The following is a 14,504-nucleotide window of genomic DNA, read 5'->3' on the forward strand; positions in this document are numbered from 1 at the left end:
TCATGGCGCGTCCGCCGCCTGGGACGCAGCCACCCATCGCGGTTCGAGATGCCTCAGCGCCGCCTGCGTTGGATAATCGTGCTGGCCATCGCGCCGCACGAATCCTCATGCAGAGCACCGAACGCAGCTTCGCCCGCCGCCTGGACCTCACGTCCCTGCAGCTGTTCGTGGCCGTCTGCGAGCTCGGCTCCATCGGCCGGGCGGCCGAGCGGGAGTTCATCGCCGCCTCGGCGATCAGCAAGCGGCTGTCGGACCTGGAAGCCGCGCTGGGCACGCCGCTGCTCTACCGCCGTCCGCGCGGCGTGGAACTCACGCCCGCCGGCGACACCTTCCTGCACCACGCCCGCTCCGTGCTGTTCAGCCTGGAGCGCATGCAGGGCGAGCTGAGCGAGTTCGCGCTCGGCGTGCGCGGGCACGTGCGCATCCACGCCAACCTGTCGGCCATCATGCAGTTCCTGCCCGACGACCTGGCGGGGTTCGCCACGCTGCATCCGCAGGTCAAGCTCGACCTGGAGGAGCACGTGAGCAGCGAGGTGGTGCGGGCGGTGCGCGACGGCGATGCCGACATCGGCATCTGCAATCCGCCCGGCGCGGCCACCGACCTGCAATCGCGCCGCTACCGGCAGGACCGCCTGGTGGTGGCGGTGCCGCGCGGCCATCCGCTGGCCGCCTACGACGCCGTCTGGTACGCCGACACGCTGGACCATGACCAGATCGGCCTGCACGGCAACAGCGCCATCGACCTGGCCATGCGCCGCGCCGCAGCCGCCGCGGGCAAGGACATCGCGCTGCGCATCCGCGTGACCGGGCTCGACGCGCTGTGCCGCATGGTGCACAACCGGCTGGGCATCGGGCTGCTGCCCGACCGTGCGTTCGAGCTGCTGCGCGGCGTGGGCGACCTGCAGGCCGTACCGCTGCGCGACGACTGGGCCGTGCGCGACATCGACCTGCTGGCGCGCGACTTCGCCGCCCTGCCGGTCACGGCCCGGCTGCTGGTGGACCACCTCTGTCCGCCCCAGGCCGCGCCGTCCCCTTCCGCCGGAGAGCTTGCTCCCCGGTCCTAGAATCAACCCTTCCGCTGGAACACGCCATGGGTCGCACCCTCTACGACAAGATCTGGGACGAGCACGTCGTCCACACCGAGGAAGACGGCACCGCCATCCTCTACATCGACCGCCACCTGGTGCACGAGGTCACCAGCCCGCAGGCGTTCGAGGGCCTGCGCGAGGCCGGCCGCAAGGTCTGGCGCGTGAGCTCCGTGGTCGCGACGGCCGACCACAACACGCCCACCACCGGGTGGGAGCGCGGCTACGACGGCATCGACGACCCGATCAGCAAGGAGCAGGTCACGACGCTGGACAAGAACATCGCGCAGTTCGGCGCGGCGGCGTACTTCCCGTTCCTGTCCAAGCGCCAGGGCATCGTGCACGTCATCGGGCCCGAGCAGGGCGCGACGCTGCCGGGCATGACGGTCGTCTGCGGCGACTCGCACACGTCCACGCACGGCGCGTTCGGCGCCCTCGCCCACGGTATCGGCACCAGCGAGGTCGAGCACGTACTGGCCACGCAGACGCTGCTGGCCAAGAAGGCCAGGAACATGCTGGTCAAGGTCGAGGGCCAGTTGGCGCGCGGGGTCACGGCCAAGGACATCGTGCTGGCGATCATCGGCCGCATCGGCACCGCCGGCGGCACCGGCTACACCATCGAGTTCGGCGGCTCGGCCATCCGCGCGCTGTCGATGGAAGGGCGCATGACGGTCTGCAACATGGCGATCGAGGCGGGCGCGCGCGCCGGCATGGTCGCCGTCGACGACAAGACCATCGAGTACCTGAAGGGCCGGCCGCTTTCGCCGACGGGCGTGGAGTGGGACCAGGCCGTCGCCTACTGGCGCACCCTGCATTCCGACCCCGACGCGAAGTTCGACGCCGTGGTGGAACTGGACGCCGCGCGGATCGTGCCGCAGGTCACCTGGGGCACCTCGCCAGAGATGGTGCTGGGCATCGACGGCCGCGTGCCCGATCCCGACAAGGAGAAGGACCCCAGCCGGCGCGGCGCGATCGAGCGCGCGCTCACCTACATGGGCCTGGAGCCCGGCAAGCCGCTGAACGACATCTTCGTCGACAAGGTGTTCATCGGCTCGTGCACCAACAGCCGCATCGAGGACATGCGCGAGGCCGCCGCCGTCGTCAAGAAGCTCGGCCAGAAGGTGGCGAAGAACGTGAAGCTCGCCATGGTGGTGCCGGGCTCGGGCGTGGTGAAGGAACAGGCCGAGCGCGAGGGCCTGCACGAGATCTTCAAGGCCGCGGGCTTCGACTGGCGCGAGCCGGGCTGCTCGATGTGCCTGGCGATGAATGCCGACCGGCTCGAGCCGGGCGAGCGCTGCGCATCGACCAGCAACCGCAACTTCGAGGGCCGCCAGGGCGCCGGCGGCCGCACCCACCTCGTCAGCCCCGCGATGGCGGCGGCGGCCGCCGTGCACGGCCATTTCGTCGACGTTCGCCAGTTCGCCTGAGAGTGCCAATCCACCAGAAGAAAGAGGAGACCTCCCGATGAAACTGCTCGCCACCGTGCTCGCCCTGGCCTTCGCCCTCGCGGGCTGCAACACGCTCAAGGGCGCCGGCCAGGACATCCAGAAGGCCGGCAACGCGATCGAGAACGCGGCCAAGAAGTAATGAACACGGGGACAGGCCACCGGAGCGCAGCGAGGTGCTCTGTCCCCGACCGACGACGGAAGATTCCATGGACAAGTTCACCGTGCACAAGGGCCTCGTCGCCCCGATGGACCGGGAGAACGTCGACACCGACGCGATCATCCCCAAGCAGTTCCTCAAGTCGATCCGCAAGACCGGCTTCGGGCCGAACCTGTTCGACGAGTGGCGCTACCTCGACCCGGGCTATCCCGGCCAGGATCCCGCCAGCCGCAAGGTCAATCCGGACTTCGTGCTGAACCAGCCGCGCTTCCAGGGCGCCTCGATCCTGCTGGCGCGCAAGAACTTCGGCTGCGGGTCCTCGCGCGAGCATGCGCCGTGGGCGCTGGTGCAGTACGGCTTTCGCGCCATCGTCGCCCCCAGCTTCGCCGACATCTTCTTCAACAACAGCTTCAAGAACGGGCTGCTGCCCATCGTGCTGCCCGAAGCCACGGTGGCCCGGCTGTTCGACGACGTCGCCGCTTTCCCCGGCTACGAACTGACCGTCGACCTCGAGCGGCAGGTGATCGTGAAGCCGCAGGGCGAGGAAATCCCCTTCGACGTGCAGCCGTTCCGCAAGTACTGCCTGCTCAACGGCTTCGACGACATCGGCCTCACGCTGCGCCAGTCCGACAAGATCCGGGCCTTCGAGGCCCAGCGCCTGGCCACCAAGCCCTGGCTCGCCCACACCCTCACCGCCTAGGACTCCCCCATGAAGATCGCAGTGCTGCCGGGCGACGGCATCGGCAAGGAAATCGTCGCCGAGGCCGTCAAGGTCCTGAACGTCCTGGACCTGAAGTTCGAGATGGAGACGGCGGACGTCGGCGGGACCGCGTACGAATCCCAGGGGCATCCCCTGCCCGAGGCCACGCTGGCGCTGGCCAAGGCGTCGGACGCGATCCTGTTCGGCGCGGTGGGCGACTGGAAGTACGACCAGCTCGAGCGCGCGCTGCGCCCCGAGCAGGCGATCCTGGGGCTGCGCAAGCACCTGGGGCTGTTCGCCAACTTCCGCCCGGCCATCTGCTACGAGCAGCTCACCCACGCCTCGAGCCTGAAGCCCGAGCTGGTGGCGGGCCTGGACATCCTGATCATCCGCGAGCTGACCGGCGACATCTACTTCGGCCAGCCGCGTGGGCGGCGCATCGCGGTCGACGGCCACTTCCCCGGCGCGGAGGAAGCCTTCGACACCATGCGCTACTCGCGCCCGGAGATCGAGCGCATCGCGCACGTGGCCTTCCAGGCCGCGCGCAAGCGCAGCAAGCGCGTGACCAGCGTCGACAAGGCCAACGTGCTCGAAACCTTCCAGCTGTGGAAGGACGTGGTCACCGAGATCGGCAAGCAGTACCCCGACGTCGCGCTGGACCACATGTACGTGGACAACGCCGCGATGCAGCTGGTGAAGGCGCCCAAGAAGTTCGACGTGGTGGTCACCGGCAACATGTTCGGCGACATCCTGTCCGACGAGGCGGCCATGCTCACCGGCTCGATCGGCATGCTGCCCTCGGCCAGCCTGAACGCGGGCAACCAGGGCCTGTACGAGCCCAGCCACGGCAGCGCGCCGGACATCGCGGGCCAGGGCGTCGCGAATCCTCTGGCTACAATCCTGTCCGCAGCCATGATGCTCCGCTTCTCCCTCAACCAGCCCGAAGCCGCCGACCGGATCGAGTCCGCGGTGAAGTCGGTGCTCGCCCAGGGCTTGCGCACCGCGGACATCCATTCCGAAGGCACCACGAAGATCGGCACCCGCCAGATGGGCGACGCCGTCGTGGCCGCGATCACCAAGAAAACCATTACCAAGAGCTAGCAAGCTCCGGTTCGTCGCGCGCCTCTCCCCCGGGCCGGACGAGCCGGGGGAACCGGGATTCACTGAAAGGCGTATGACGATGGCACTCTCCAAGGCACAACAACCGCTGGTCGGCCTGGTCGGCTGGCGCGGCATGGTCGGCTCGGTCCTGATGGACCGCATGCAGGCCGAAGGCGACTTCGGGCTGATCGAGCCGGTCTTCTTCTCCACCTCCAACGCCGGCGGCAAGGCGCCCGCGCAGGCCCGCAACGAGTCCACGCTGAAGGACGCGTTCGACATCGAGGCGCTCAGGAAGTGCGATGTCGTCATCACCTGCCAGGGCGGCGACTACACGACCGAGGTGTTCCCCAAGCTGCGCGCCGCGGGCTGGACCGGCCACTGGATCGACGCCGCCTCGACCCTGCGCATGAAGGACGACGCGGTGATCGTGCTCGACCCGGTCAACCTGCCGGTGATCAGGAACGCGCTCGCCAAGGGCGGCCGCAACTGGATCGGCGGCAACTGCACCGTCAGCTGCATGCTGATGGGCGTGGGCGCGCTCTACAAGGCCGGCCTGGTCGAGTGGATGAGCAGCATGACCTACCAAGCCGCCTCCGGCGGCGGCGCGCAGCACATGCGCGAGCTGCTCACCCAGTTCGGCACCCTCAACGCCGAGGTGAAGGCGCTGCTGGACGACCCGAAGTCGGCCATCCTCGAGATCGACCGCAAGGTGCTGCACCGTCAGCAGGGCCTCACCGCCGCCGAGACCGAGAACTTCGGCGTCCCGCTGGGCGGCTCGCTGATCCCCTGGATCGACAAGGACCTGGGCAACGGCATGTCGCGCGAGGAGTGGAAGGCGGGCGCCGAGACCAACAAGATCCTCGGCCAGGGCGAGGGCTTCGGCAGCGCGGCCGTGCCGGTCGACGGCTTCTGCGTGCGCGTGGGCGCGATGCGCTGCCACAGCCAGGCGCTGACCTTCAAGCTCAGGAAGGACGTCCCGCTGGCGGACATCGAGGCGATGATCGCGGCCGACAACCCGTGGGTGAAGGTCGTGCCCAACACGCGCGAAGCCACGCTGCAGGACCTGACGCCCGTTGCCGTGACGGGCACGCTGACCATCCCGGTCGGCCGCCTGCGCAAGATGGCCATGGGCCCCGAGTACCTCGGCGCGTTCACCATCGGCGACCAGTTGTTGTGGGGCGCGGCCGAGCCGCTGCGCCGCATGCTGCGCATCCTGCTCGAAGCCTGATCGCCCGCGAGCTGTAGCGTGTCGTTACAGCTCGTTGTGGTCGGACAACAGGACAGTGGGCGAGTGGAGCGGAAGGAATTGCCTCCGGACGTTAAGCCTTGTCTCAGCTTGTCACCCTAAGACATTGATGTTATGGTCCTTTTAGCAATTTCCGCCGCAAGGCGACTGTCCGCATGAAGAGCACAAGACTGCCTGCCGACCGAGCAGTGGGGACCTCAACAAGCAAGACGACACGGACCTGGCAAGCCACTGCGGTGGCGCTCGCCACGGCCGCGCTGTTGAGCGTCCCGTCGTTCGATGCGCAGGCACTCGCGATGGGCCGCGTCACGGTTCAGTCCGCGTTGGGCGAACCGCTGCGCGCCGACATCGAGCTGCCCGAGATCACGGCCGACGAAGCAGGCAGCCTGCGCGCGGTCATCGCCCCGCCGCAGACCTTCCGCAGCGCGGGCATGGAATACAACTCGGCGCTGTCCAACGTGACCATCACGCTGCAGCGCCGCCCGGACGGCCGTTACTTCCTGCGCCTGGCCGGCGACCGGCCGATCAACGAGCCGTTCGTCGACGTCGTGCTGGAGACCAGCTGGTCCTCGGGCCGCATCCAGCGCGACTTCACGATGCTGTTCGACCCGCCGAGCATGCGGCAGGGCCAGGGCACCGCCACCGCGCAGTCCACCCCGTTGCCGCCGGTCGCATCGCAGCCGCAGGCCACGCCGTCGCGCGCCGCGCCGTCCACCGCCACCACCGGTCGCGCCGCCCCGCAGCGCGCGGCCGCCGCGCCGCAGCCGTCCGCCAGCGCGCCCAAGAGCCCCGCCCCGGCCGGCGAGGGCAAGCAGGTGACCGTGCAGGCAGGCGACACCGCCGGCAAGCTCGCCGGTGCCAACAAGCCGGCCACGGTGTCGCTCGACCAGATGCTGGTCGCGATGCTGCGCGCCAACCCGGATGCCTTCATCGGCGGCAACATCAACCGGCTGCGCGCCGGCGCGGTCGTCAACCTGCCGTCGCAGGAACAGGCGGAGTCGGTCACGCCCGGCGAGGCCCGCCAGACGCTCGTCGCGCAGAGCCGCGACTTCAATGAATTCCGCCGCAAGGTCGCCGACTCGGTCCCCACTGCGCCGCCCACCGGCGCCGACCGTGCATCCAGCGGCCGCGTGCAGGCGCAGGTCGACGAGAAGAAGCCCGCGGCCGCCGCACCGGACAAGCTGACCCTCTCCAAGGGCGCCATCCAGGGCAAGGCGGGCGAGGACAGGATCGCCCGCGACCGCGCGGCGCAGGACGCCGCCGCCCGCATGGCGGAACTCAATCGCAACCTGGCCGAACTCAAGGGACTGTCGTCCGCGGCCAGCGGCCCCAAGGGCGCTGCCTCCGCGCCGGCTGCCTCTGCGCCGGCCAAGGCCGGCTCCGCCCCCGGCGGCGCCGCGGTCGCGCTCGGTTCGCCGGCCACCGCCCGCCCGGCCTCCGCGCCGGCACCGGCACCGGCCGCACCGATGGCCACCGCGTCCGCGGCCCGTCCGGCATCCAGCCCGGCGGCATCGGTGGCCGCTTCGGCGGCCCGGTCGGCCTCCATGCCCGCGGCCGCCGCTGCGGCGGCGGGCTCCGCGCCCGTGGCAGCGACGCCCGCCAGTTCGCCTGCAACGCCCGTGACCGCCGCCGCCTCCGCGCCGGCGGCCGCCACTTCGAGCCCGGTGGCCGCGGCGCCTGCCGCCGCGCGCGCCTCGGCCGCCAGGAAGCCGGCCACGCCGCCGGCCCCCGCGCCGGAACCCAGCTTCGTCGACCAGATGATGGACGAGCCGCTGGTCCCCGCCGCCGTCGGCGGCGTGCTCGCCCTGCTGCTGGGCCTGGGCGTCTGGAAGGCGCGCCAGCGGCGCAAGGCCACCCAGGTCGACAGTTCGTTCCTCGAGAGCCGGCTGCAGCCCGACTCGTTCTTCGGCGCCAGCGGTGGCCAGCGCGTGGACACCAACGAAGGCACGCCGACCGGCTCGTCCATGGTCTATTCACCGAGCCAGCTCGATGCGGCCGGCGACGTCGACCCGGTGGCCGAAGCCGACGTGTACCTCGCCTACGGCCGCGACCTGCAGGCCGAGGAGATCCTCAAGGAGGCCGTGCGCATCAATCCCCAGCGCGTGGCCATCCATGCCAAGCTGCTCGAGATCTATGCCAAGCGCCGCGACGCCAAGGCCTTCGAGCAGGTCGCCAGCGAGGCGTACAGCCTCACGCATGGCGAGGGCTCCGAATGGGCCCGCATCTGCGAACTCGGCCAGGAGCTCGATGCCGGCAATCCGATGTACCGGCCAGGCGGCCAACCGGTCGGCGGCAGCGCCGCGCCGGTCGCCGCACCGGTGATCGCCACGGCCGCCGCGGCTGGCGCCGCCGCCGCGTCCAACGCATTCGTGGCCACCGGCCGGCAGAATGCGGTCGAAGCGCCGCCGGCCGCGCCCAGCACCGGCCCCGTCGACCTCGACCTGGACCTCGATTTCTCGCTCGGCGACGAACCCGCGGCGCCCGCCGCCGCGGCCCTCGATCCCGATGCCACCTTCGTCCCCGGGATGAGCGCGGCAGCGCCCGCCCCGGCCGCCGGGCAAGCCCAGCCGGTGCAGTCGCTCGACGAACCGCTCGAGATGGACTTCGGCAGCCTGGCGCCCGTCACGACGACGGAGCCGGCGCGCCTGGACGCGCCCAGCCTCACCCTCCCCGACAACGGCCTGGATTTCAGCACCGAGCCGATGGACCTCGCCGCCGCGCCTGCGCCGGCACCCGCCGCGCCCGCTGCCGCGCCGGCAGCCGACTCGGGGATGATCGAATTCGACCTCGGCGCGTTGTCGCTGGACCTGGGCAACTCGGCGCCGGCGCCTGCCCCCACGCCTGCAGCCGACGTCCTGGAAGCGCCGTCACTGGACTTCCCGGCCGCCATGGACGACGGCGAGGACCCGCTCGCGACCAAGCTCGCCCTCGCCGAGGAGTTCAACGCCATCGGCGATGCCGACGGCGCACGCAGCCTCGCGCAGGAAGTGATCGCCGAAGCTTCGGGCGACCTCAAGAGCAAGGCCCAGAAGCTCCTCGCGGAGATCGGCTGATCCCGCTGGCGGCAAAGGCCCGGCCGTGAGGTGGGCGCTCGGCATCAGCTACCTCGGCCAGGCCTACGAAGGCTGGCAGAGCCAGCCCTCGGGCCGCACGGTGCAGGACCGGCTCGAGGCCGCCCTCTCCCGCTTCGCCGCCCGCCCCGTCTCGACGGTGTGCGCCGGGCGCACCGACGCCGGCGTGCACGGGCTGATGCAGGTCGTGCATTTCGACACCGAAGTGGAACGCGAGCCGTTCTCCTGGGTCCGCGGCACGAACACCTTCCTGCCGCCGGACATCGCCGTGCAGTGGGCGCATCCCGTGCCCGACGCGTTCCACTCGCGCGCCAGCGCGCTGGCCCGCCGCTATGCCTACGTGCTGCTCGAGTCGCCGGTGAGGCCGAGCGTCGAGAGCGGCCGCGCCGGCTGGGTGTTCCGTCCGCTGGACGAGGCGGCGCTGCGCGATGCGGCCGCCCGGCTGCTCGGCGAGCACGACTTCACGTCCTTCCGCGCCGCCGGCTGCCAGGCGCGCTCGCCGGTCAAGACGATGCGCCGCGTGGAGATCAGCCGTCGCGGGCCGTACTGGCGCATCGAGTTCGAGGCCAACGCGTTCCTGCACCACATGATCCGCAACATCATGGGTTGCCTGGTCGTCGTCGGCCAGGGCCAGCAGCCGCCCGGCTGGATCGACCAGGTCATCGCCGCGCGCAGCCGCGACGCGGCCGCCCCGACGTTCGCCCCCGACGGCCTGTATTTCCTCGGCCCCGTGTACGAAGACCATTGGGGCCTGCCGGCCAGGGCCGCTGCGTATGATTGGTTGCCATGACCGCCGCGCCTTCCCTGCCGAGCCAGCGCACGCGCATCAAGGTCTGCGGCCTCACGCGTGAGCAGGACGTCGATGCGGCCGTGCAGGCCGGCGCCGACGCCGTCGGCTTCGTCCTCTATCCGCCCAGCCCCCGCTTCGTGAGCGCCGCCCGCGCCGCCGAGCTCGCGCGCCGGCTGCCGCCCTTCGTCACGCCCGTGCTGCTGTTCGTCAACGAGTCGCCCCCGGCCGTGCAAGCGGCCTGCGAGGCGCTGCCCACCGCGACGCTGCAGTTCCACGGCGACGAGACGCCCGAGCAGTGCATGGCGGCGTCGGCCGGCGGGCGACGGGCCTGGCTGCGGGCGGCGCGCATCCCCCTCGACGACTCAGCGCCATTCGACTTGGTAAAATTCGCGGACCGCCACGCAGGCGCGAGCGCCATCCTCGTCGACGCCCATGTCGAGGGATACGGCGGCGGCGGCAAGGCTTTCAATTGGTCACGTCTTCCACCAAGCGTCAACGCTCACCTCGTCTTGTCTGGTGGATTGACGCCTGCAAACGTGGCCGATGGCATCGTGCAAGTGCGGCCGCGTTGCAGGACGCTGGCCGTTGATGTGAGTTCCGGGGTCGAGAGCGCCAAGGGCGTGAAGGATCCCGACAAGATCCATCAGTTCGTCGCGGCCGTGCGCGCCGCCGACGTGCTCCTTGCAAGGTCCACCGATGCCCTCCTATCAACAGCCTGACGCGCGCGGCCATTTCGGCCCGTACGGCGGCAGCTTCGTCAGCGAGACGCTGACCCACGCGATCAACGAGCTGCGCGACGCCTACGCGCGCTACCAGCACGACCCGCACTTCCTGGCGGAATTCCGCTATGAGCTGGCGCACTTCGTCGGCCGGCCCTCGCCCGTCTACCACGCCGAGCGCATGAGCCGCGAGATGGGCGGCGCGCAGATCTACCTCAAGCGCGAGGACCTCAACCACACCGGCGCGCACAAGATCAACAACGTCATCGGCCAGGCGATGCTCGCCCGCCGCATGGGCAAGCCGCGCGTCATCGCCGAGACCGGCGCCGGCCAGCACGGCGTGGCCACGGCCACGATCTGTGCCCGCTACGGCCTAGAGTGCGTGGTCTACATGGGCAGCGAGGACGTGCAGCGCCAGAGCCCGAACGTCTACCGCATGAACCTGCTCGGCGCGCGCGTGGTCCCGGTCGAATCCGGCAGCCGGACGCTGAAGGACGCGCTGAACGAGGCGATGCGCGACTGGGTCACGAACGTGGAGAACACCTTCTACATCATCGGCACCGTGGCGGGCCCGCACCCGTATCCGATGATGGTGCGCGACTTCCAGAGCGTGATCGGCAACGAGTGCATCGAGCAGATGCCGCAGATGGCGGGCCAGCAGCCTGATGCCGTGATCGCCTGCGTGGGCGGCGGCAGCAACGCGATGGGCATCTTCCATCCCTACATCCCGTTCGAGGCCACGCGCCTGATCGGCGTGGAGGCCGCCGGCCAGGGGCTGGACAGCGGCAGGCACTCGGCCTCGCTGCAGCGCGGCAGCCCGGGCGTGCTGCACGGCAACCGCACCTACATCCTGCAGGACGAGAACGGCCAGATCACCGAGACGCACAGCGTCAGCGCCGGGCTGGACTATCCCGGCGTCGGCCCGGAGCATTCCTGGCTGAAGGACATCGGCCGCGCCGAATACGTCGGCATCACCGACCAGGAGGCGCTGGACGCGTTCCACTACCTGTGCCGCACCGAGGGCATCATCCCGGCGCTGGAGTCGAGCCATGCGGTCGCCTACGCGATGAAGCTGGCCAGGACGATGGCCAAGGACCAGATCATCCTGGTGAACCTGTCCGGCCGCGGCGACAAGGACATCGGCACCGTCGCCGACCTCGCCGGGGTCGACTTCTACGACCGCCCGTCGATGCGGGGCCTGAAGGTCAAGGGCGGCAAGGCATGAGCCGCATCGCCGCTACCTTCCAGCGCCTGCAGGCCGCCCGCCGCAAGGCCCTGATCCCCTACGTCACCGCCGGCTTCCCGTTCGCCGACATCACGCCCGAGCTGATGCACGGCATGGTCGAGGCGGGCGCCGACGTCATCGAACTGGGCGTGCCGTTCTCCGACCCGATGGCCGACGGCCCGGTGATCCAGAAAGCCGGCGAACGCGCGCTGGCGATGGGCATCGGCACCGCGCAGGTGCTGGCCATGGTGCGCCAGTTCCGCGAGCGCGACACGACGACGCCGGTGGTCCTCATGGGCTACGCGAACCCGGTCGAACGGTACGACCTGGGCCACGGCGCCGGCGCCTTCATCCGCGATGCCGCGGCCGCGGGCGTCGACGGCGTGCTGATCGTGGACTACCCGCCCGAGGAGTGCGAGGGCTTCGCCGCCGACCTGCGCGCCGCCGGCCTCGACCTGATCTTCCTGCTGGCCCCCACGTCCACCCCGCAGCGCATGCAGGAAGTGGCGCGCGTGGCCAGCGGCTACGTGTACTACGTCTCGCTCAAGGGCGTGACGGGCGCCGGAAACCTGGACACCGAGGCGGTGGCACAGGCGCTGCCGCGCATCCGCGAGCACGTGAAGATCCCCGTCGGCGTGGGCTTCGGCATCCGTGATGCCGGCACGGCCCGCGCCATCGGCCGGGTCGCCGACGCGGTGGTGATCGGCAGCCGCATCATCCAGCTGGCCGAAGCCCAGCCGCGCGAGCGCGTCGTCCCCGAGGTGGCGTCCTTCCTGCGCGGGATCCGCCAGGCGCTGGACCACTAGAATCCCTGCTTCACCCGGAGCACCGTCCCCATGAGCTGGCTCGAGAAACTGCTGCCCCCCAAGATCCAACACACGGACCCCAACGAGCGCCGCAGCGTGCCCGAGGGCCTGTGGGTCAAGTGCCCCAGCTGCGAGACGGTGCTGTACAAGACCGACCTGGAGCAGAACGTCAACGTCTGCCCGAACTGCAGCCACCACCACCGCATCGGCGCGCGCACCCGGCTCAACGCCTTCCTCGACCCCGAGGGGCGCTGGGAGATCGGCCAGGAGGTGCTGCCGGTCGACGCGCTGAAGTTCAAGGACAGCCGGCGCTACCCCGAGCGGCTGAAGGAAGCGCTGGAGAACACCGGCGAGACCGATGCGCTGATCGTGATGGGCGGCGCCGTGCACGGCGTCAGCCTGGTCGCCGCGGCGTTCGAGTTCGACTTCATGGGCGGCAGCATGGGCAGCGTCGTCGGCGAGCGCTTCGTGCGCGGCGTCGAGAGCGCCATCGAGCAGAAGGTGCCGTTCGTGTGCTTCACCGCCACCGGCGGCGCCCGCATGCAGGAGGGCCTGCTGTCGCTGATGCAGATGGCCAAGACCAACGCGGCGCTCACCCGCCTGGCCAAGAAGGGCCTGCCCTACGTCAGCGTGCTGACCGACCCCACCATGGGCGGCGTCAGCGCGGGCTTCGCCTTCGTCGGCGACGTGGTGATCGCCGAGCCCAAGGCGCTGATCGGCTTCGCCGGACCGCGCGTGATCGAATCCACGGTGCGCGTCACGCTGCCCGAGGGCTTCCAGCGCGCCGAGTTCCTGCAGCAAAAGGGCGCGGTCGACTTCATCTGCGACCGCCGCGAGCTGCGCACGCGCATCGCGCACACGCTGGCCATGCTGCTGCGGCAGCCGGCCGACGCCGTCATCTAGCCGCTCAGAACATCCAGCGCGGTCCGGTGGCGGCGTTCAGCACCATCGAGACCACCTGCAGCACCACCAACAGCGCCAGCGGCGACAGGTCGATGCCGCCCACCAGCGGGATCACGCGCCGGAACGGCCGCAGCAGCGGCGCGCACAGCCGGTCGATCAGGTCCGTCATCGGCGAGTCGTTCTGCACCCACGACAGGATCGCGTAGACGATCACCAGCGCCGTCATGGCCGAGATGGCCAGGCGCACCACGCCCAGCAGCGCCAGCCCGAACACCACCTCGAAGCCGCCGTGGCCGACCAGCGCCCACAGGATGGCGTATTGCGCCACCTCGACCAGGTAGGCCGCCACCAGGCTGGCGGTGTCCAGCCGGCCGATGGCGGGCAGCACCTTGCGCAGCGGCAGGATCAGCCAGTCGGTGAAGGCGAACACGAAGCGCCCCACCGGGTTGCCGAACGGCATGCGCTGGTGCTGCATGTACAGCCGCAGCAGGCATGCACCGCCGAGCAGCCCGGCGGCCACGTCGAGCAGGAATGAAAGGATTTGATAGACCATGGCCCCCCGCCGTCACTCTTGCATGGGATGATAGCGGCGTCATCCGTCGGACCCGTCCTTGGCCACCGCCCTCACCCTGCAGTCGCTGCCGTTGTTCCCGCTGGACACGGTGCTGTTTCCCGGCGGCGTCCTGCCGCTGCGCATCTTCGAGGTGCGCTACCTCGACATGATCAGCCGCTGCCAGCGCGCCGGCGCCCCGTTCGGCGTCGTCTCGCTCACGCAGGGCCAGGAGGTGCGCCAGCCCGGCGCCGGCCCGGAGGCGTTCGCCACCGTCGGCACCCTGGCGACGATCGACCGCTTCGAGCAGCCGCGCCCCGGCCTGCTGGTGATCCGGGCGATCGGCGGCCAGCGCTTTCGCATCCGGGCCAGCGACCAGCTCAAACACGGGCTGTGGGTCGCCGACGTCGAGCAGCTGCAGCCCGACAAGGCCGTGCCGGTGCCCGATGACCTGCGGCCCACCGCCACGGCGCTCGCCAACCTGGTGCGCTCGCTGCAGGAGAAGGCGGGCGCTGCCGAGCAGATGCCGATCGCGCCCCCGTTGCAGTTCGACGACTGCGGCTGGGTCGCCAATCGCTGGTGCGAGCTGCTGCCCATGCCCGTGCCGCTCAAGCAGCGGCTGATGGAGCTGGACAACCCGCTGGTGCGCCTGGAACTGGTGAGCGACGTGCTGGTGCGCACCGGCATCGCCGGCTGAGCGGGC

General features: G+C 70.5%; 14 protein-coding genes. 13 read left to right on the forward strand and 1 reads right to left on the reverse strand.

Going from position 1 to position 14,504, the window contains the following annotated elements; all coding sequences use genetic code 11:
- Positions 1–107 precede the first annotated feature (107 nt).
- From AC3ANR_RS15995 to accD, 12 genes are all read left to right on the forward strand, one after another.
- Positions 108–1,064 carry a LysR substrate-binding domain-containing protein gene (locus tag AC3ANR_RS15995; protein WP_488289097.1) on the forward strand — a complete coding sequence of 319 codons (957 nt, stop codon included), beginning with the start codon at positions 108–110 and terminating at the stop codon, positions 1,062–1,064.
- Between the two features lie 26 nt (positions 1,065–1,090).
- Positions 1,091–2,512: a 3-isopropylmalate dehydratase large subunit gene (gene leuC / locus AC3ANR_RS16000; protein ID WP_488289098.1), complete on the forward strand. Its 1,422-nt coding sequence runs from the start codon at positions 1,091–1,093 to the stop codon at positions 2,510–2,512.
- Positions 2,513–2,549: 37 nt separating this feature from the next.
- Positions 2,550–2,672: an entericidin A/B family lipoprotein gene (locus tag AC3ANR_RS16005; protein WP_488289099.1), complete on the forward strand. Its 123-nt coding sequence runs from the start codon at positions 2,550–2,552 to the stop codon at positions 2,670–2,672.
- A gap of 67 nt (positions 2,673–2,739) precedes the next feature.
- The gene (gene leuD, locus AC3ANR_RS16010; RefSeq protein ID WP_488289100.1) at positions 2,740–3,390 is read left to right on the forward strand and encodes a 3-isopropylmalate dehydratase small subunit; all 651 of its coding nucleotides are present in this window, start codon (positions 2,740–2,742) and stop codon (positions 3,388–3,390) included.
- Between the two features lie 9 nt (positions 3,391–3,399).
- The gene (gene leuB, locus AC3ANR_RS16015; protein ID WP_488289101.1) at positions 3,400–4,491 is read left to right on the forward strand and encodes a 3-isopropylmalate dehydrogenase; all 1,092 of its coding nucleotides are present in this window, start codon (positions 3,400–3,402) and stop codon (positions 4,489–4,491) included.
- A 79-nt stretch (positions 4,492–4,570) separates the two neighbouring features.
- Positions 4,571–5,719: an aspartate-semialdehyde dehydrogenase gene (gene asd, locus AC3ANR_RS16020; RefSeq protein ID WP_488289102.1), complete on the forward strand. Its 1,149-nt coding sequence runs from the start codon at positions 4,571–4,573 to the stop codon at positions 5,717–5,719.
- Between the two features lie 254 nt (positions 5,720–5,973).
- Complete coding sequence (locus AC3ANR_RS16025; protein ID WP_488289103.1) at positions 5,974–8,790, forward strand: motility hub landmark protein FimV; 2,817 nt, start codon at positions 5,974–5,976, stop codon at positions 8,788–8,790.
- A 25-nt stretch (positions 8,791–8,815) separates the two neighbouring features.
- The gene (gene truA, locus AC3ANR_RS16030; protein ID WP_488289104.1) at positions 8,816–9,598 is read left to right on the forward strand and encodes a tRNA pseudouridine(38-40) synthase TruA; all 783 of its coding nucleotides are present in this window, start codon (positions 8,816–8,818) and stop codon (positions 9,596–9,598) included.
- Entirely contained in the window at positions 9,595–10,317 is a 723-nt protein-coding gene (locus AC3ANR_RS16035; RefSeq protein ID WP_488289105.1) for a phosphoribosylanthranilate isomerase, read from the forward strand. The genes truA and AC3ANR_RS16035 overlap by 4 nt, the downstream gene beginning before the upstream one ends.
- Positions 10,295–11,542 (forward strand): tryptophan synthase subunit beta, encoded by a 1,248-nt coding sequence (trpB, locus tag AC3ANR_RS16040; protein WP_488289106.1) that lies wholly within the window; start codon positions 10,295–10,297, stop codon positions 11,540–11,542. Before AC3ANR_RS16035 ends, trpB begins: the two co-directional genes overlap by 23 nt.
- Positions 11,539–12,348, forward strand: coding sequence for a tryptophan synthase subunit alpha (trpA, locus tag AC3ANR_RS16045; RefSeq protein WP_488289107.1), 810 nt, complete (start codon positions 11,539–11,541; stop codon positions 12,346–12,348). The genes trpB and trpA overlap by 4 nt, the downstream gene beginning before the upstream one ends.
- A gap of 30 nt (positions 12,349–12,378) precedes the next feature.
- A complete protein-coding gene (accD, locus tag AC3ANR_RS16050) occupies positions 12,379–13,251 on the forward strand; it encodes an acetyl-CoA carboxylase, carboxyltransferase subunit beta (RefSeq protein WP_488289108.1) in 873 nt (290 codons plus the stop codon).
- A gap of 4 nt (positions 13,252–13,255) precedes the next feature.
- Here accD and AC3ANR_RS16055 read toward each other — a convergent pair whose 3' ends face one another.
- Positions 13,256–13,804, reverse strand: coding sequence for a YggT family protein (locus AC3ANR_RS16055; RefSeq protein WP_488289109.1), 549 nt, complete (start codon positions 13,802–13,804; stop codon positions 13,256–13,258).
- Between the two features lie 58 nt (positions 13,805–13,862).
- On the opposite strand from AC3ANR_RS16055, the gene AC3ANR_RS16060 reads away from it, so the two are divergent.
- A complete protein-coding gene (locus AC3ANR_RS16060; protein WP_488289110.1) occupies positions 13,863–14,498 on the forward strand; it encodes an LON peptidase substrate-binding domain-containing protein in 636 nt (211 codons plus the stop codon).
- Positions 14,499–14,504 lie beyond the last annotated feature (6 nt).

The sequence above is a fragment of the Ramlibacter sp. JJN2-2R genome (assembly GCF_057747835.1).